General features: G+C 66.2%; 14 protein-coding genes. 4 read left to right on the top strand and 10 right to left on the bottom strand.

The window, feature by feature from the left end:
* Positions 1–100: 100 nt before the first annotated feature.
* The 8 genes from FOE78_RS02330 to FOE78_RS02295 form a co-directional block, all read right to left on the bottom strand.
* Positions 101–2,983 carry a helix-turn-helix transcriptional regulator gene (locus FOE78_RS02330; protein ID WP_143984891.1) on the bottom strand — a complete coding sequence of 961 codons (2,883 nt, stop codon included), beginning with the start codon at positions 2,981–2,983 and terminating at the stop codon, positions 101–103.
* A 97-nt stretch (positions 2,984–3,080) separates the two neighbouring features.
* Positions 3,081–4,112: a zinc-dependent alcohol dehydrogenase family protein gene (locus FOE78_RS02325; protein WP_143984890.1), complete on the bottom strand. Its 1,032-nt coding sequence runs from the start codon at positions 4,110–4,112 to the stop codon at positions 3,081–3,083.
* Between the two features lie 194 nt (positions 4,113–4,306).
* Positions 4,307–5,569: a glycoside hydrolase family 32 protein gene (locus FOE78_RS02320; protein WP_168207335.1), complete on the bottom strand. Its 1,263-nt coding sequence runs from the start codon at positions 5,567–5,569 to the stop codon at positions 4,307–4,309.
* Positions 5,566–6,285, bottom strand: coding sequence for an HAD family hydrolase (locus FOE78_RS02315; RefSeq protein ID WP_210414767.1), 720 nt, complete (start codon positions 6,283–6,285; stop codon positions 5,566–5,568). The genes FOE78_RS02320 and FOE78_RS02315 overlap by 4 nt, the downstream gene beginning before the upstream one ends.
* Position 6,286: 1 nt before the next feature.
* On the bottom strand, positions 6,287–7,015 hold the full coding sequence (locus FOE78_RS02310; protein ID WP_168207334.1) for a glycerophosphodiester phosphodiesterase: 729 nt from the start codon (positions 7,013–7,015) through the stop codon (positions 6,287–6,289).
* 66 nt (positions 7,016–7,081) lie between these two features.
* The gene (locus tag FOE78_RS02305) at positions 7,082–8,455 is read right to left on the bottom strand and encodes an ABC transporter substrate-binding protein (protein ID WP_168207333.1); all 1,374 of its coding nucleotides are present in this window, start codon (positions 8,453–8,455) and stop codon (positions 7,082–7,084) included.
* Between the two features lie 7 nt (positions 8,456–8,462).
* Positions 8,463–9,353 carry a carbohydrate ABC transporter permease gene (locus FOE78_RS02300; RefSeq protein ID WP_228266008.1) on the bottom strand — a complete coding sequence of 297 codons (891 nt, stop codon included), beginning with the start codon at positions 9,351–9,353 and terminating at the stop codon, positions 8,463–8,465.
* The gene (locus tag FOE78_RS02295) at positions 9,353–10,336 is read right to left on the bottom strand and encodes a carbohydrate ABC transporter permease (RefSeq protein WP_228266007.1); all 984 of its coding nucleotides are present in this window, start codon (positions 10,334–10,336) and stop codon (positions 9,353–9,355) included. The genes FOE78_RS02300 and FOE78_RS02295 overlap by 1 nt, the downstream gene beginning before the upstream one ends.
* Before the next feature lie 91 nt (positions 10,337–10,427).
* Between FOE78_RS02295 and FOE78_RS02290 the strand changes: the two genes are divergently transcribed.
* On the top strand, positions 10,428–11,255 hold the full coding sequence (locus FOE78_RS02290; RefSeq protein WP_143984886.1) for a DeoR/GlpR family DNA-binding transcription regulator: 828 nt from the start codon (positions 10,428–10,430) through the stop codon (positions 11,253–11,255).
* A gap of 97 nt (positions 11,256–11,352) precedes the next feature.
* On the opposite strand, the gene FOE78_RS02285 is transcribed toward FOE78_RS02290, so the two are convergent.
* Positions 11,353–13,047: a tetratricopeptide repeat protein gene (locus tag FOE78_RS02285; protein ID WP_143984885.1), complete on the bottom strand. Its 1,695-nt coding sequence runs from the start codon at positions 13,045–13,047 to the stop codon at positions 11,353–11,355.
* Positions 13,048–13,399: 352 nt separating this feature from the next.
* Between FOE78_RS02285 and FOE78_RS02280 the strand changes: the two genes are divergently transcribed.
* Together FOE78_RS02280 and acs are read left to right on the top strand one after the other, a co-directional pair.
* The gene (locus tag FOE78_RS02280; RefSeq protein WP_143984884.1) at positions 13,400–14,056 is read left to right on the top strand and encodes an acetate uptake transporter; all 657 of its coding nucleotides are present in this window, start codon (positions 13,400–13,402) and stop codon (positions 14,054–14,056) included.
* 55 nt (positions 14,057–14,111) lie between these two features.
* Positions 14,112–16,079, top strand: a complete 1,968-nt coding sequence (gene acs, locus FOE78_RS02275) for an acetate--CoA ligase (RefSeq protein ID WP_143984883.1) — start codon at positions 14,112–14,114, stop codon at positions 16,077–16,079.
* A 32-nt stretch (positions 16,080–16,111) separates the two neighbouring features.
* Here acs and FOE78_RS02270 read toward each other — a convergent pair whose 3' ends face one another.
* Entirely contained in the window at positions 16,112–17,287 is a 1,176-nt protein-coding gene (locus tag FOE78_RS02270; RefSeq protein ID WP_210414765.1) for an ATP-binding protein, read from the bottom strand.
* A gap of 98 nt (positions 17,288–17,385) precedes the next feature.
* Between FOE78_RS02270 and FOE78_RS02265 the strand changes: the two genes are divergently transcribed.
* Positions 17,386–18,336, top strand: a complete 951-nt coding sequence (locus tag FOE78_RS02265; RefSeq protein ID WP_143984881.1) for a glycoside hydrolase family 130 protein — start codon at positions 17,386–17,388, stop codon at positions 18,334–18,336.
* Positions 18,337–18,678 lie beyond the last annotated feature (342 nt).

The following is an 18,678-nucleotide window of genomic DNA, read 5'->3' as shown; positions in this document are numbered from 1 at the left end:
CGCGACCGAAGGTGACGTACCTGCGCGGGAGTGCCGGCGGCGCGCGGGAGTGCCGGCGGTGCGCGGGAGTGCCGGCGGTGCGCGGGAACGGATGCGAAGGTCAGGAGTGGTGCCGAAGCATCCAGGTGGCCAGACCGGTTCGGCTGTCCGCACCGATCTTGGCCAGCGCATTGCGGACGTGACTTTCCACCGTTCGCTCCGACAACACCAGGCGCTGGGCGATGTCGCGATTGGTCTGTGCCTCGGCCACCATGCGCGCCACCTCCACTTCACGCGGGGTCAAACCGATCACGGTCCTGGGCAGCGGATGCCCTTGCAGGCGACGGATCTCGTCCAGCCGGCCGGTCATTCCCAGCTCGTCGAAGGTCGCAGCGGCCGCGGCCAGCAGCCCGCGTACTTCACCGTTGTCGGGTCGTTCCCGTCCCGGTGCCGACAGCAGCACGCGGGCCAGCCCGAGTCGGCCGAGGGCGACGAACGGGGTCGCGCCGATCAGCAGGTTCTCCCGGATTCCCTGCTGGTGCAGGGAAATCGCCTCATCCGTGCGGCCCAGTACGGCCGCCAGCTCAGCCGCGTGCCGAGCCAGCGACCCGGTCGAGAAGATCAGCGGCGAACCGTCACCGCGATACGGGCCCCGCTCGGCCAAGACCAACGGATACAGCCGCTGCGCCAGCCGTTGATCGCCCAGCTCGGTGGCGATCTGCGCATGCGCCAGCAGCTGGCCCTGGCGACCCGGCCGGTCCGCCGGCTCGACGTCGTTCATGATCAACTGGCGCCAGCCACGATAGGCGGCGATCGCTTGATCATGGTCGGCCGCAGCGAGCAGCAGCCGCACCATCAGCAGTTCGGCGGCCGGTCCGTCGGACCTCCTGGCGCCGAGCTGCTCCAGTGTCCGGCCCAGCGTTTGGGCCGACATGCCGCCGCGGAGGATGCCCAGCTCCGCGCTGATTTCCCCGGGCAGGTTGGGAATACTCGGGTCGCCCAGTTCGATCGCGAGCCGTCCGGCGTCGGCCGCCACCCGTTCGGCGGTGCCGAAATCACCGACCAACACTGCTCGACAGACCGTCGCGCGCAGCAGATGCCAGCGCGTCATCGGCCAGCCGTCCGCGTTCACCACACGACTCAGCGCCGCCAACTCGCCGTCGACGCGACCGAGGTCACCGCGTTGCATGGCGGCCTCGTACATCCAGATGTGGCCCCAGGCCCGGCCGAGCGGCTGATGAGCCGCCGGCCCGACGGCGATGGCGCGCTCGGCCAGCGCGATCCGCGGCTCCACGTGCTGCGCGTCGCACAGGGTCAGGTGGCGCGCCGCCACCGCATCCAGCACCGCGTCCGCGCAGCCGTCATCGACCAGTTCCACCGCCGTTCTGCTCAGACCGCGGGCGGCGGGCAGGTCTCGATACGCGAGGGCGTGAGCTCGACGCGCGAGCGTCCGGGCCGTGAGCAGCCGCTGCGTCCGGTCGGGCTGCTGCGGCATCATCGACAATGCCTGTGTACACAGGGATTCGATCGTCGCGGCGGTGGTTTCGCTGCCCACGCCCGCCACCACCAGCGCGGCCCGCGCCGCCATCTCCGGGCTTTTCACAGTGCCGGCAAGATCAACCGCCGCGGCGCAGTCGGCCAACGACTCGTTGATCCGGCCGGCACAGTAACGCGCTCGCGCCCGGTCGATGTGCAGCCAGCCGCGGACCTCGTCCCAGCCGAGTCGTTCGGCGGCGGCCAGCGCCTGACCCCAGACATCGACCGCTGTGATCAGATCCTGGCCGGCCGAGGCAACGGTCGCTGCCCGGCGCAACCAGTGCAGCGCCTCCCGATCGGCCTCGCGCCGTCCGCTCAGCAACCAGTGCCGAGCGATCAGGCCGGCGAACTTGTCCGCGCAGGTCAACTCCGCAAGCGTCATGGCGGTCCGGTGATGCAGTTGTTCCCGCTCGTCCGGACCAAGATCAACTCGTACGGCGTCACGCACCAGCACGTGCATGAATTCGCAATTGAGGTCATCGCGGTTCCGGCGGAGCACTCCGGCACGGACCGCGTGATCAAGATCATCGAGCACGTCTGCCAGCGGCAGCTGGACGATCTTGGCCAACAGGTCCGGCCGGACGCGGTCGTTGAAGATGGACGCGGCGCGGATCGTTCGTTGCACCCGTACCGGCAGGTCCGCCAGCTGCGCCAGGACGAGTCGGCGCAGGTCTGGCGCGTCCGGCTCACTTGCGTCCGGTCGGCGGATCAGCGCTTCGCTCAGCAGCCGGACATGCAGCGGATTGGCGCCGTCGGCATCGGTGATGCTCTCGGCGACCCGACCGGCCACCTCGGCCGGGACGCCGTGCAGTCCGGCCAGCCAGCGTCGTACCTGATCACGGGGCAACCCGGGCAGCCGGATGACGTGGGTTGCCGGGAGCGCCAGCAGATCGGTCAGGGTCTGCTCGACGGGCTGCGCCCACGGCCGGGGTCCGAGATCTCGTACGGTCAGCACCAAGATCATCGGCGAGTTGCGGACCGCGGCGACCACATGCCGCAGCAACGCGAGGCTGAGTTCGTCGGCCCAGTGCAGATCCTCCATCACCAGCAGCCGCGGCGCTTGCGCCCTCCGCAAGAGCAGATCGGTGATCCGGGAGAAGAACCGGAAGCGGGCGTTCGCCGCGTCCGAGGAGTCGGTCAGTTCGATCGACGGCGCGTCCTCGATCAGTTCGGCACCGCCCAGATCGGAGAGCGGTTGCCGCCACGGCCACAGCACCGGCATCCCCGGGTCGTCCAACGCCTGCCCGCGGATCACCTGCACTCCGGAACCGGCAGCGAGACGGGCGAACTCCTCGGTCAGCCTGGTCTTGCCGATGCCCGCCTCACCGCGAACGATCAGCACATGGCCGCGCTGCAGCATCGCAGGACTCAACAAATCCTGCATGCGCTGGAGTTCGGACTCGCGCCCGACGAACGGCGAATCCATCCGATCACGATAGGCCGCGGGCAGGGCCACGATCTGCCCCACCGGAGCAGCCCTGAGGAATCACGAGCAGGTCAGGACCAAAGTCCCGGTTGTGGCGCTCCGGCCCCAAGACATGGGCAGCGGCGTCACACGGATCGAATCAATCGTCCCAGACGATGCCGATCTTTCCGCTGGCGCCGGCGTCGGCAACCTCGTACGCGGTTGCCGCGTCGGCCAGCGCAAAGGTGTCGCTGACCACACGCTCGGGGTGCAGGTCCCAACGGACGAGGCGCTCCAGCAACTCGGCCATCCGGACCGTCGAGGTCACCCAGGATCCGTGCACGGTCAGCTGCCGATGAATCAGCACCTCACTGACATCGACGCTGAGCTGTCCGCCCTCACCCACCAACGCTGCCCTACCCCAGCGGCGGGTGTGTTTGAGTGCCGCCAGCTGCCCGATGCCGTTGCCGCTGCAGTCGATCGACACCTCGGCACCGTCACCAAGGATCTCGCGGAGTTGATCATCGTCGCCGGCCGGCACCGTCAGGTCCACCGCACCAAGATCAACAGCAAGGCGGCGGCGGTCGCCGCTGACGTCGACGCCGACCACGGTGCTGGCGCCCATCGCCTTGGCCATCAGTCCGGCGGCGTTGCCGACCGGGCCGAGCCCGACGATCAGCACCCGATCTCGGCCGGAGACATCCACCCGGCACAGCGCCTCGTAGGCCGTACCGAATCCGCAAGCGACGCAGGCGCCGTCGACAAAGCTGAGCTCGTCGGGGAGCACCAGCAGGTCGCGTTCCTCTGCCAGCAGCAGGTCGGCGTGCCCGCCGTTGCGCTGCCAGCCGTACGCCGCCCGCTTCGGCGACGTGCAGCTGATCTGATAGCCGCGCCGACAGTCGTCGCACTGTCCGCACCCGCTGATGTGATAGACCACCACCCGGTCGCCAACCTTGATCCGATCGACGCCGTCGCCGACCTCGACCACGCGGCCGGCGGGCTCGTGACCGGCCACCACGTCCTGGTAGGCCTCCGGCCCCTCCCCGAGATGCTCGCGATAGATCGCACGTAGATCGCTGCCGCAGATCGTCGAGGCCCGCATCGCCACCACCACCTGGCCGTGGCCGGGCCGCGGATCGTCGATGTCCTTCAGTTGCACCTGCCGATTGCCGGGCAGAAACGCTGCGCGCATGGAGCCACTCCTTCGAACAGACCGGGTAAAACGTCGGAGCAGACGGCACCAACCCCGGCGAATCCGGGGGTTCGACGCATCTGCTCCGACATTCTTACCGCCCGGGGCGGGATACGTGCGAGCCGATCAACCGTCGAACTGGCGGGTGCCGACGACGCCGGCGCGGAGGCAGCGGGCGCGGAGCTCGCCCGACTCTATAGAGCCGACGACGCAGTCGCCGAAATCGTCATCGCGTACACCCGGGCCGGTCCGTCGACGGTCCAGGCCGAACCGGCGCCGGGATACGCCCGGGTGGTGTACGGGGCCGCGCCGGCCGGGTACACCTCGACAACCGACCCGTCGACCCAGATCTCGCCGGATCGATCCAGCGCGATCACATCGACACCGTCCAGCGACAGCGATCCCGGGCGATCGAATCGGGCCACAAAGGCCGACGCGGTGATCGGCCGATCGGCCGCGATCTCGTTCCCGATGGCCGCCGACAGCTCAGCCGCCGGTCGGCTGCTCACCCGATCACCGGCCAACGCCAGTTCGCGCGGCAGGGTCAGGCAGCCGGCCCAGCCGGCCGCGGCGAGTTGATCTTGGTCGCGTTGTTCGCAGACCCAACCCCAGAGCAGGACCCGGTCGCCGTCGGTCATCGCCTGCGGTGCGTAGAACGCCGGTCCGTCGTCGAGCCGGCCGGCCGACCGCGGACGGAAACGCAACTGCAGGTCGTCGGACAGCTCGAGATCACCGACCAGACAACTGACCTCCGGATGGCTCCCGGCACCGGCCGTCCACAGCGAAATGATCAAGACCCACCGATCGCCCAGCCGGAACAGGTTGGGGCACTCCCACACGTTCGCAGCCGAGAGTTCGGCCGCTACCGGATCGCTGTGGTCGAACAAGGTTCCAGCGGGGATCCAGTCGGTCAGCTCATCGACCCGATAGACCAGCACCGCCGGGTCGCCGTCCCGATGGCCGGCGCCGATCACCGCCCACCGATGTCCCGCATGCTCGAACAGGTACGGATCGCGTACGTCGGTGAAGCGAGGATCGTCCGGCATCGGCAGCACCGGATGCTCGGTCTGCTCCCACTGCAGCAGCCGGCGGTCGCTGCGCGCCAGCAGCACGTCGGCCCGTCCGGAGTGGTCGCTGACCGCGGAGTAGACGGAGGTCGGAGTGCCCGCATCGTCGACCACACAGCCGGTCCAGCAGCCGGCGGAGTCGGGCTGTCCCGGACGCGGCACGAGCGCCACCGGCTCGACCCGCCAGGTGAGCAGGTCCGCCGACGAGATATGTCCCCAATGGATCCGCTCGTGCCGGGTCGACTCGGGATTCCACTGGAAGAACAGATGCCAGCGACCGTCGAACTTGCAGACCCCGTTGGGATCATTCAGCCAGCCGTGCTCGGGCCGGGGATGCAGCAGCGGGAACGTCGGATCTGCGGCAGCACCGTTGGCCGGGTCCTCGCTCACGTCCTGCTCCTCACCCAAGCCGCCAGTTGGTCAACAGTGATCGTTTCGATCGAGGTGATGATCATTTGATGATCGCCGGTTCGATCGGCATCCGTGCAATCAGCTGTGGGGCAAGTCTGCCCGCTTTCGGGGACCGCCACCACCACGCAGCCGGCGGCGCGAGCGGCGGCGATGCCACGTGGCGAATCCTCCAGCACGACACAGTTCGCTGCCTCCACGCCGAGCCGGGACGCAGCGGTCAGGTAGCCCTCCGGATCGGGTTTCGGCCGGGTCACCTCGTCGCCGCAGACCACGACCTCGAACAGGCCGGGCTCCAGCTGGGCCAGCACCGCATCGACCAGCACACGCCGGCTGGAGGTGACCAGCGCCCGCGGAATGCCCGCCGCCTTGACTGCTTCCACCACGGCCCGGGCACCAGGACGCCACCGGACGCCGCCGGCGAACAGCTGCCGGGTCCGCTCCAACAGCCAGCGGGCGGAATGATCTTCGTCGGCCTCGACGCCGAGGTCTCGGTGAATGATCCGAACGGTGTCCAGCAGGTCGCCGCCGACCACCTGCCGGCGCGTCCGGCCCGACAGAGTTCCACCGAGCATGATCGCCAACTCGTCCAGGCTCACGTCCCACAGTCGTTCGCTGTCGAACAACGTCCCGTCCATGTCGAACAGAACCGCTTCCGGCGCCTGCTGCTGCGAAGCCTCGACCTGGGGCCGACTCACGTCAGCTCTCTTGCAGGGCGGCGAGCCAGCTCAACAACGTACGGGGATCGTCGCTGGTCGTCCCGTCAACTCCCAGCTCCAACGCACGGCGCAGGTCGTCCTGCTCGCGGGTCGGCCAGACATGCACCGGGAAGCCCTCCTCGTGCAGCCTTTCGACGACCTCCGCAGTCAGTCCTTCCCAACCGCAATGGATCCGGCTTGATCCGGTTTCCTTGATCAGCGCCTGGTAGCCGCCAGGATGCTGGTCGGCCTCGTTCCAACTGAAGGTGATGATGCCGCGTGGAATCTCCGGCAACTTCTCGGCGACCGCTGCCATCGCCTCGATCGAGAAGCCGGTCAAGATCGTCCGCGCGGCGTAGTCCCGATGTTCACCGAAGAAGTCCGGCAGCGCGTCGATCGCTTCCAGTGCCTTGATCTCGAGCTGGATCGTCCGGGTGGTGACCTGATACATCTCTTCCAGGGTTGGCACCCGCTCACCGTCGCCGACATCGACCGAGCGAATCACCGACCACTCCAGGTCGGCGACCGGACCAAGATCACGCCCGGCGGGTGTTGCCGCGACCCGGTCCAACGTCGCGTCGTGCAGCATGAAGAGTTGTCCGTCGGCGCTGATCCGCACATCGGTTTCCACCTCCTCGACGCCGATGTCCTCGGCGCGGCGGTAGGAGGCAACGGTGTTCTCGGGGGCTTCGGCCATGGCGCCTCGGTGCCCGACGACGGCGAACGTCACAATCATCCTTTCCTCAAGGGGCCCTGCTGGTGGGGACTCGGTTCTCGACAATCCTGGTTCGACGCGTCAGCCGGCGACGAGTCGTTGATACTTCGGCAGCGTCTGCTTGATCGCCGGTTCCAATACTCGTACGACTTCATGCAGCACGTCACCCGGGTCGGCATCGGACGCGTACACCTTCTGCAGGGCGATCTGCATCTCGGCAATCGTCTCGTTCACGTAGCGGCGCATGATGTCGGGTGTACGGGCCCGGTCGAGTTGATCTTGGGCCACTTGATAGGCGGGGGTCTTGGCGTTGCGGGCTTTGATCTTGGGCGAGTTGATCGCGCTCTTGGTGACGGGCAGATAGCCGGTTCCGAGGCTCCAGTCCGGTGCACCCTTGTCCGCGAGGTATTTGATCACTTCCCAGGCAGTCTTCTTCCGAGCGCTGGTGGAGTTACGCAGCACCGCCAGACCGCTGCCGCCGGTCGGCACGCCCGGTTTTTCCTGTACGGGCAGGAAAGCAGCACCGACGTCGAACTCGGCCGCGGCCAGCAGTGAGGTCAGGGCGCCGGTGGAGTTGCAGATCGTCGCCGTCACTCCGGCGGCGAAGTCGCCGTTGATGCTGCTGGCCAGGTAGGCCATCTGATCATCGTGGATGAAGGCACGATCGAATTCGAGCGAGGAGATGGTCTCCTCCGAATCGAGCTTCGGAATCATGCCGTCGGAGTAGCCACCGCCGAACGCCCAGGACGAACCCTGGAAGTACCAGTCGTCGGCCCCGGTGTAGCCGCGCATCTTGACCTTGGCGCCCTTGTACGTGAAGCCCTTGAGTTGCTTGCCCCACTCGCGCAGTTCGGTGAAGGTCTCCGGGCCGCGATCGGGCAGTCCGGCCGCGGCGAAGATGTCCTTGTTGTAATAGAAGAGTGGCGTCGAACGGGCCCACGGCAGCCAGTAGATCTCATCCCGGATCGTGCCTTCGGCCAGGAACCGCGGATGAAACTCGTCGGGCGTGAACGCTGCGTCGAAGTAGCCGCTCAACGGCTCCAGCGTCTCGGCCAGGAAGTAGCGATTCCAGGAGACGTCGCTCAACGTGACGATGTCGGGGATCTGCTCCGAGGTCAGGCTCGCCGCAAGCTTGGAGTCCAGGGCGTCGTAGCCGGGGAAGAGTTGGATCTCGCAGAAGATGTCTTGCTGGGAAGCGTTGAAGCCGTCGACGATGGCCTGCAGGATCTCTGCGTTGTGCGAGGTGAAGGCGCTCCACACCACCACCCGATCGCGGCGGGCGAACTTCGGCGGCACCTGGCCGCTGACCTGGGAGTAGTCGCCGAGACTGCGGCCGACGCAGCCGGACAGCGCCAGTCCTGCGGTTGCCGCGGCCGCGCCGGTCAGCAACCGGCGACGGTTCAGCTTGATGCCGTTCACACGGACTCCCTTCGGATCGGTTCGAGTCGGCGGCACGCGGTGATCATCGGCGGACCGCACTTCCGGCCAGTCCGGCCACGATGTAGCGCTGAGCCAGCAGCAGCACGATCGCCATCGGCAGCACCACGAAGAGCGTGCCGGCCATCAGCGCACCCCAGTCGTTGATGCCGTCGTTCTCCTTCAGGTACAGCAATCCGATCGGCAACGTCCGCATGTTCACCGAGTTGGTCACGATCAACGGCCAGACGAATCCGTTCCACTCGTCGATCAACGCGATCAGCCCGACGGTGATGATCGCCGGCCGCGCCATCGGCACGATAAACGAGCCGATTGTGCGCAGATGTCCGGCGCCGTCCAACTGTGCTGCCTCCAGCACCTCCGCCGGAATCGACAGGAAGTACTGCCGGAGCAGGAAGGTGCCGAACGCGGAGGCGATGCCGGGCAGGATCAAACCGGCGTAGGTGTTGACCAGGTGCAGGTGACCGACGGTGATGTAGTTGACCAGCAGGGTGACGTGGCCGGGCACCATCAGTGCGCCCAGCATGAAGAGGAAGAGCCAGTTCTTCTTCGGGAACGGCAGGTAGGCGAACGCGTACGCGGTGAAGATCGCCAGCAACACCTTCAGCGCCATCCCGATCACCGCGACCACCACCGAGTTGATCAAGAACTGGCCGAACGGCGCCAGCTCCCAGGCGTTGACGAAGTTCTCCAGGGTGAGTGATCTGGGGATCAGCCGTAGCGGCCAACTGTTGATGTCGGCGTTCGTCTTGAACGCCGTACTGACGAAGAGGTACAGCGGAATCAAGAAGACCAAGGCCCCGACCACCAGGGCAACCACACCCCACCACGGAGTACGCCGCCGGGTTGACGACCGCACTTGCGCGTCCTGAGTCTGCTTGGTGGGCGTCATCGCCGTCGTCGGCATCGCAGTCATCAGTAGTGCACCCTCCGCTCGACGAATCGAAATTGCAGCGCGGTGATCGCCATCAGAATCACGAACATGATCATGGAAGCGGCGCTGGAGACACCGACGTTGGTCCGGTTGAACGCCTCGTCGTAGATGAACCAGCTCAGCGTGGTGGTCGCGCCGGCCGGTCCACCGCTGGTCATCATCGCGATCACGTCGAAGGCCTGGAAGGCCGAGATCGTCTGCGTGATGATCAAGAAGAAGGTGGTCGGCGACAACAGCGGGAAGATGACCTGCGTCAGCGTCGACCATCGACCGGCTCCGTCGATCCGGGCCGCCTCCAGAACCTCGTTAGGGATCTGCTGGATGCCAACCAGGTAGACGATCGCAACGAAACCCAGGCCCTTCCAGATCGACACGATGATCAAGGCGGGTAACGCCCAGGAGGAGTCGGTGATCCAGGCCGGCGAGTCGGCGCCGAAGGCGTTGAAGATCAGCCGGCTGAGCCCGGTGTTCGGATCGAAGATCAACAGCCAGATGGTGGCGATCGCCGCGCCGGACAGCACGTGCGGCGAGAACGCCAGGGTCTGAACCGCCGTCGTGCCGCGGATCCGCAAGGAGAACAGCAGCGCCAGTGCCAGTCCGATGACCATGGTGATGACCACCACGGCGACAACCCAGATCAGCGTCCGCAGCAGGGTCGCCGGGAAGGACCAACTGGTGAACAGACCGGTGTAGTTCAGCAGGCCGACCCATTCGGCCTTGGGGGAGATGAAGTCCCAGCTGGTGAAGCTGAGGTAGATGTTCTCGATGATCGGCCAGTAGGCGAAGACCGCGATCAGGATCAGATTCGGGAAGGCGAACGCGGCGAACAGCAGGTAGCTGCGGCGCCTCCGGCGGATGGCACCCGGGCGCCGATCGGCGCTGGTGGTGGCGAGCTGGTCGGTTCCCCTCGCCGGGTCGCCGGCTGTCGCTGTGATCGATCCGAGGTCGGTTGCTCCGCTGCTCACCGGCTACCACCCATCTGCATCAAGATGACGAGGACGCGGATCAATCTAGGGGCGTTCTGAGATCGGACGATGGTCAGAGACCGGCCAAACGGTGATCATTTCTCGCACGCTTGGCCACCCTGTGGAAAAATCACCGAAGATGTCCAGCTCGTATCGGGGTCGTGCGTTCGACCGGCAGCAGCGGATCCTCCATCACGTACGCAGTGAGGGTCGCGCCGTCGTCTCGGAGATCGCCGACCTGTTCGCCATCTCACCGGCGACGCTGCGGCGTGATCTTCGCACGCTCGAGGCGCAGCGGCTGATCGTTCGCTCCTACGGCGCGTTCTACCCGACCGACATCGGCCGTCACGAGACACCGGTGATTCATCGGCGCAAGGCGAGAACCGAGGAGCGGTTGGCGATCGCCGAGGCCGCTGTCTCCTTGATGGCCGACGTCGAGACGGTGTTCCTCGACGAGGGAGCGTTGCCGGAGGATCTGGTCGCGCCGATGGGCAAGCTGCAGCGGCTCACGGTGGTGACCAGATCGTTGACCGTTGCTGCCGAACTCGGTCGGCAGACTGATCACGATGTGATCGTTGTCGGCGGACGGCTCCGCCCGACGACGATGGGCACGGTCGACCGGTGGGCCACCGACATGCTCGCCGAGTTGAACGTCGATCTGGCGATCATGGGCGCGAACGGCGTCTCCCTGGAGCGCGGGCTGACCACGCCGGATCCGGCGGTCGCCCAGGCGAAGGCGGCCGCCATGGTTGCGGCCCGGCAGTCGGCGCTGCTGTGCGAGCACACCCGCTTCGGCGTCACCGCGTTCGCGAAGTTCGCCGATGTGTCCGAGCTGACCTGGATCGTCACCGGCACCCGGCTCTCCCGCACCACCGCCCAGCGTTACAGCGCCGAAGGCCCCCGCGTGCTGCGCGTGTAGGTCGCCTACCCCACTCCCGCACCACCTACCGCCAGCCGCACCGGCTGCACCCGGTGCGGCTGGCTGCAGGTGGTGCGGGTGTTCGGTGAGGCTCCGGTTACTCGGCGGCGCAGTGCCGACACGTACAACCGGGCGCGCAGTGATCACCGACGTCGAGCCGGCAGAAGCAGGACGATGCGATCGGTACGTCGGCCTGCGCCAGGGCGAAGTCGAGTTGTTGCTTGATGATCATGGCCTGTTCGTGTTTGCCCAGCCGTTGCAGACATTCGTGGTAGCCGTGCAGCGCCCAGACGTTGTTGGGATGCTGCTGCGACCGCGGAACCGACGGGTCGAAACCAAGATCAGCACGGTAGACCGCCTCGGCTTCGGCGACTCGATCCTGTTCCAGCAGCAGCGCACCGTAGGCATGCCGGGTGGGCTGCATCCAGCCCCAGGGTTCGTCGTAGGGCAAGGTGTCGTCGAGCTCGATCGCCCTGCGCAGGTGAGAAAATCCGGACTCGATGTCACCGGAGCGGTAGGCGATCTCTCCGTCCAGCATGGCCGAGGCGATGGCCAGGATGTCCTGGCAGGTGTTGTTGAACAAGGTACGGGTTTCGGGCACGCGGGCGACCGCATCACCGAAGCGTTGTTGCTCGATCAGTGCATGATCATGATCGCTGGTGATCGCGTACGAGATGCCGCGGGCGTAGTGCAGCATCGCCGTGCTGGTGCAGTAGAGATCTTGATCGTCGGGGAACGGCAGCGCCAGGATCTCCGGCCAGCGACCGAACCGGACCAGCACATGCACCCGCATCGCCAACAGTCCCTCGGCCCAGTCGGCCATCGGCGGATTCTGCTGCCGGAGCAGGTCTTCCGGCACCGCGCGCTCGATCGCGGCCGCGGTCTGCAACGCCACCTCGCTCTTGCCGGCGAAGAGCGCGCCGTAGAGCCGGAAGTGCAGATCGTGACAGCGGTAGAGGGTGTAGAAGTTCATCGCTCCCTCGCGGGCGACGAAACGATCATCGGCGGCGATCGCGTCGGTGTTCGAGCTGATCACCCTGCGGTAGTCGCCGACCAGCACGTCCAGATGGGTCGGCATGTGCTCCAGGTGGCCGGCGTCCGGCACCAGTCCGCGCAGCCGATCGGCCACCGGCAACGCCGACTCCGGCGAACCGGACATCTCCATCAGATGGATGTAGAGATGCAACACGCCGGGATGATCTTGGCCGCCAGGCAGCGTCAGCGCCCGATCCAGCACCTGTTTGATCAACAGGGCTTGCGATCCCGGGGCCGGCCGGCCGCTGCAGACATCCCACAGCGCCCACGGGGTCAGGTTCATCAGCGCATCGGCGTACAGCACCGCCACCTCGAGATCATCACCGAACCGCTCGTACACCGCTGCCATCGCCTCGGCGAAACCGGCGTTCCACGCAGCAAGATCATCAATCACCGCCGGTGACGGATACCGGGTACGCAGGGCCTCGATCAACGCCCGCTCCACCGGACTCGCACCGTCGGCCAACTCGACCGCCGAAGCGGTGGCGGAGAACACCTCGCGGACGGTGCCGTCGAGTTCATCGTCACCGAATGCTTCCCACGGCTTGTTGTAGTTCGGACCCAGCGCGTACGCGATGCCCCACCACGCCATCGCCAGCCGCCGATCTTCCTGGAGGGCTCGCTGAAAGCACTTGATCGCCTCGCCGTGGTTGAACGCGTAGATCCACATCAGGCCGCGATCGAACCAGGTCTGCGCGGCCGGCGACCGGGTCGAGACCGGACGCGAGTAGCTGCCGAGGTCGAAGTAGTCGGTCACGAGATCCCTCCTGGGCTCATCCTTGCGCACCGGGCAGGCTTGTGCTGACGTACCGGTCGATCGTCACCGCAGCGAGGCTGTGAACAGCCCGCCGACGCGTCGGCCGAGGTTGCAAACCCAACCGGACCGATCTATAACGAGAAGAGCGAGCACTCGCACGTCTTGCGAGAGCACAGCGACAGGCATCGACGCCCTGCGGTGACTTCCGCGCCGCGCCCCCTGCCACCGATTGCCCCCGTCGGACGCGAGCCGCAGGGGGGAGGTCACCTGTCCAGCTGTCCACATTCGGTGCAGTCCGTGCCCGATCACGGCTGCGAGGGATTGCGCCGAGCCACGGAGGGAAGTTTGCATCATGGCTGCAGACACCGAAGGCACGTTGGTCCGTCTGCCGGCGCCGGCTGATCCGGCCGCCCTGGGTCTGGGCGGTTTCGCCCTGACCACGTTCGTCCTGAGTGTGCACAACGCCGGCTGGGCACCCGATCTCACCTGGCTCGGGCTGGCGTTCTTCTACGGCGGGATCGCCCAGTTCACCGCCGGCATGTGGGAATTCCGCAATCGGAACACCTTCGGCGCGGCTGCCTTCGGCAGTTACGGCGCGTTCTGGATGAGTCTGGCGTTCTTCGTGCTGCTGGATCTGTTCGGCAAGATCCCGGCCGGGGATGTCACCACCGACCTCGGCTGGTACGTGGTCGCGTTCGCAATCTTCAACACGTACATGATGTTCTGGAGTCTGCGGGTCAACGTCGCGGTCTTCGGTGTCTTCCTGGTGCTGGAGATCACCGAGATCCTGTTGGCGATCGGCTACTTCACCGGCATCGCGTTGATCACCAAGATCGGCGGCTACGCAGGGATCCTCGATGCGCTGATCGCCTGGTACGCGTCGGCGGCCGTGGTGATCGGAACCATGACCGACCACACCGTGCTGCCGGTGGGCAAACCGTTGTGGACCGACCATCCGCACTCCCCCGGCGCAACCGCAGCGCCCGGTCGCGAGGCGCACGCGACCTGACCCTCGTGCTGTGCCCGATCCCGTTCCAAGATCATCTTTCACACAGGAAGACACCATGCCCGACCAGAACAACCAGAACATCGATGCGCTGCTCACCGAGGACCGCCGCTATCCGCCGCCCGAGAAGTTGATCAAGGACGCGAACGCCCAGCCCGACATCTACCAGCTGGACCCGGATGCCTTCTGGGAAAGAGAAGGGCGGGAACGGCTGAGCTGGTCGACACCATTCAGCAGCCTGCGCGAGTGGGACCTCCCGTACGCGAAGTGGTACGTCGGCGGGCAGCTGAACGCCTGCTACAACTGCGTTGATCGCCACGTCGAGTCCGGTCACGGCGACAAGGTCGCCTACTACTGGGAAGGTGAGCCGGTCGGGGAACGCCGCGTGATCACGTACGCCGAGCTGCAACGTCTGGTGGTGCAGGCAGCGAACGGGTTCCGCGAGCTGGGGATCGCCAAGGGCAGCCATGTCGGGGTCTACCTCGGCATGGTGCCCGAGGCGGTCGTGACCATGCTCGCCCTGGCACGGATCGGGGCGCCGTTCACGTTGGTGTTCGGCGGATTCAGCGCGGACTCGTTGTCCGGCCGGCTGGTCGACATGCAGTGCGAGTATTTGATCACCCAGGACAGCGCCTGGCGAAGAGGCAAGATCATCGACCTCAAGTCCACCGCGGACACCGCGATGGCACAGGCACCGTCGGTACGCACCTGCGTCGTGCTCAAGCGCGGCGGCAACGAGGTCACCATGACCGAGGGCCGCGACGTCTGGTGGCACGACGTGACCGACAACCAGCCGGGAGATCCGGCCCAATGTCCTTGTGAGGCAATGGATTCCGAGGACCTGCTGTTCCTGATGTACTCCAGCGGGACCACCGGCAAACCGAAGGGCGTCGTGCACACGACGGCCGGCTACCTGACCGGGACCGCGGCAACGCACTACTACATCTTCGACCTCAAACCGGACACGGTGTACTGGTGCGCGGCCGACATCGGCTGGATCACCGGGCACAGCTACATCGTGTTCGGCCCGCTGGTGAACGGCACCACCTCGGTGATGTACGAGGGCACGCCGGACTTCCCGGACAAGGATCGCTGGTGGGACATCGTCGAGCGCTACCGGGTGTCGGTGCTCTACACCGCACCGACCGCGGTGCGCTCGCACATGAAGTGGGGCCCGGAGTATGCCGAACGGCACGACCTGTCGTCGCTGCGTCTGCTCGGTTCGGTGGGCGAGCCGATCAACCCGGAGGCATGGATCTGGTATCGCGATCACATCGGTGGCGGAAAGACGCCGGTGGTCGACACCTGGTGGCAGACCGAGACCGGGATGGTGTTGATCACTCCGCTGCCCGGAGTGTCAACTCTCAAGCCCGGTTCGGCTTCCCGGCCGTTCCCGGGAATCCGAGCAGCGGTGGTGGACGAGAACGGGACCGAGATCGAACCGGGCACCACGGCCGGCTACTTGGTGATCAAGAACCCGTGGCCGGCGATGCTGCGCGGGCTGTATCACGACGACGACCGATATCGGCAGGTCTACTGGAGCAAATTCCCGGGGGTGTATCTGGCCGGCGACGGCTGCCGGGTGGACGCCGACGGCGACTACTGGCTGATGGGCCGGATCGACGACGTGATGAACGTGTCCGGGCACCGACTGTCCACGATCGAGATCGAGAGTGCGCTGGTTGATCATCCCGAGGTGGCCGAGGCGGCGGTGACCAGCCGGCAGGATGCGCTGACCGGGCAGGCCGTCGTCGCCTACGTGACGCTGAAGGGCGGCGCGGAAGGTTCGCAGCAGAAGGCGACCGAGCTGCGTGATCACGTGGCCAAGGTGATCGGCGCGATCGCCAAGCCCGCCAACATCGTGTTCACTCCGGAGCTGCCGAAGACCAGGTCGGGCAAGATCATGCGCCGGCTGCTGCGCGACGTCGCCGAGAACCGCGAGCTGGGCGACACCACCACCCTGGCCGATCCTTCGGTCGTACAAGAGATCCAGACCCGAGCGGAGGCGATGACCAGCACGGAATGATCAAGACCGAGCTGATCCCAGACGGCGGCGGGTCAGAAGTCAGCCATCGAGCCGGACAGCAGATCTGCAGCGGCAACAGCCGTGACACGATCGGCCAGCGGATAGGTGTCAGCGCCGGCATGCACAACGAGCACCAGGTCCAGTTCGAGGTCTGCGATCGCGTTGCGGATCGACGGCGTCATCCGCGGATGGTCACTGAGCTTTACCTCGAGCCCGATCCGTTGATGCTTCCGGCTGAAGACAAGATCGATCTCGGCACCACTGTGGGTTGCCCAGAAGTGGGGATCGGCTACGCCAGCGGCAGCGAGGAACTGCTCGATAATGAAGCCTTCCCAACTGGCGCCGGCTTTGGGGTGACCGAGCAGATCCTCTCGATCCGTGATCTGCAGCAACCTGTGCAGCAAGCCGGGATCACGGACGTACACCTTCGGAGCCCGGACCTGTCGCTTGGCAAGGTTTGCGTACCAGGGTTGCAGTTGCCGAACCACCAGGGCATCTGTCAGTGCATCCAGGTAGCGATCGATTGTCGGACGACTGACACCCAGCGAGCGGGCCAGTTCGGAGGCATTCCAGTACTGTCCGTGGTAGTGCGCGATCATCGTCCAGAACCTGCGCATCGTGGTTGCCGGCACTCGAACGCCGAGGTTCCCGAGGTCGCGTTCCAGGAACGTCGCAACGTAATCATCACGCCACTGAGCGGACAACTGATCGGAAGCGGCCAGATAGGACAGCGGCAAACCGCCGCGAAGCCACAACTGATCAAGGTGGGACACCCCGACGTCGTCGAGCCGGAGCCCGGGTAGCTCCAGCACAGTCACCCTGCCCGCAAGCGACTCCGAAGCCAGGCCAATCAGATCTGGGGACGCGCTTCCCAGCACCAGAAACCGGCCGGGACGACGGTCCTCGTCAACCAACACTCGCAATATCGGGAACAGATCGCCCCTGTGCTGCGCCTCGTCGATCACGACCGTGCCTTCGAGGCCGCTGAGAGTAAGCGTCGGATCGCCCAGGCGAGACAGATCTCGCGGGTCCTCGAGATCAAAGGTGTTTGCTCGTGGCGGATCGACGACCATCCGTGCCAGCGTTGACTTTCCGACTTGCCGTGGGCCAGAGAGCACAACGACAGGCGACCGACCAAGGGCCGATTGGAGCCGAGCTTCGTCCTCGGGTCTGCCGATCATTCGCCTACAATACCTTGAAAATTGCAACTCTCATGTTTCGATTTTCACGGTATCCCGGCGCGGGCGGCAGCGATAAGATTCCGCGGACCAGTTGATCATGACCACGCACGTAGTGAGGCCCCTCCGTGTCAGCTCCGCGGTTCCCGCTCGGCCCGTTCACCCCGTACGCGGAAAACCCGATCCTGCGCCCGCGTGGCGAGAGTTGGGAGTCGGGCAATCTCTACAACCCGGCGGCGATCGTCGAGGACGACCGGGTGCTGCTGCTGTACCGGGCGCACGCCGACGACATCGTGTCCCACGTCGGCTTGGCGTCCAGCAGCGACGGCTACCACTTCGAGCGGGAGGATCAGCCGATCCTGTCGCCCGAGCATGACTACGAGAGTCACGGCTGCGAGGACCCGCGGGTGACCAAGATCAACGGGACCTACTACCTCACCTACACCGGCTACGACGGGGTCACCGCGCAGCTGTGCCTGGCCACCTCGACCGATCTGCACACCTGGACCAAGTACGGGCCGATCCTGCCGCAGGGTTTCGACACGTTCGGCCCGGTGACCGGGCACACCGGCCGGACCTGGAGCAAGGCCGGGGTGATCTACCCGGAGAAGATCAACGGCACGTACTTCATGTATTTCGGCGAGGGCGCGATCTTCTACGCCACCTCCGACGATCTGATCCACTGGACGCCGTGCCCGAATGATCAACCGATCCACGCCCCCACCCCGGGCGAATGGGATCAGTCGCTGGTCGAGATCGGCGCACCGCCGGTGCTCAGCGACGACGGCCTGATGATCTTCATGATCAACGGCGCCCAGCCCGGCGAGACGACCCGGGTGGATTACCGCTGCGGCCAGATCGCCGTCGCCCTGAACGAGCCGACCCAAGTGATCGCGAAGATGACCCGGCCGTGGCTGCGCCCGCAGACCGACGAGGAACTCGAGGGTCTCGTCTCCAACGTCACCTTCGTCGAAGGCCTGGTCTGGTTCAAGGATCGCTGGCTGGCCTACTACGGCCAGAGCGACACCACCCTCGCCGTCGCCGAGTACGTGCCCGGTCGGGACAGCTACAAGTTCTGACCCGTGAAGTTGGAACCGCGGACCGGACGTACCAATCCGATCCGGTCGCCGCGACGAATCGCAGCTACAACTTCGACCGGAACGAGGAGTCCGTGTCAGCTGCGAAGTGGTACGTCGCCGCATCGGATGCCGGTGCGGCCGGCTGTCGTTGCGTACCATCGCAGCGTTCGGCTGAGCCCTCAACCGGGTACCCACCGTGCTGGATCGTGGCTGCGGACAGCACCGCGGTGGAGTCGGCCCGTGCGTGGACGCCGCCGCCCGGCCCGAGCGGGACGTGGCGGCGATGAATCTGTTCGTGGTGCCCGACGACGCTGCTAGCCAAAGCTCGGGTCCGCCGGGATC

The sequence above is a fragment of the Microlunatus elymi genome (assembly GCF_007362775.1).
GTDB classification, from domain to species: domain Bacteria; phylum Actinomycetota; class Actinomycetes; order Propionibacteriales; family Propionibacteriaceae; genus Microlunatus; species Microlunatus elymi.
Note: the sequence above shows the minus strand (reverse complement) of the source record. Positions and strands in the feature narration are given on the sequence as shown.

Coding starts and splice junctions, on each gene's coding strand:
- FOE78_RS02325 (WP_143984890.1), bottom strand. CDS start 4,112: ATGCGCGCAGCGTTTCTGCCCGGCAATCGGCAGGTGCAACTGAAGGAC.
- FOE78_RS02300 (WP_228266008.1), bottom strand. CDS start 9,353: ATGACTGCGATGCCGACGACGGCGATGACGCCCACCAAGCAGACTCAG.
- FOE78_RS02280 (WP_143984884.1), top strand. CDS start 13,400: ATGGCTGCAGACACCGAAGGCACGTTGGTCCGTCTGCCGGCGCCGGCT.
- acs (WP_143984883.1), top strand. CDS start 14,112: ATGCCCGACCAGAACAACCAGAACATCGATGCGCTGCTCACCGAGGAC.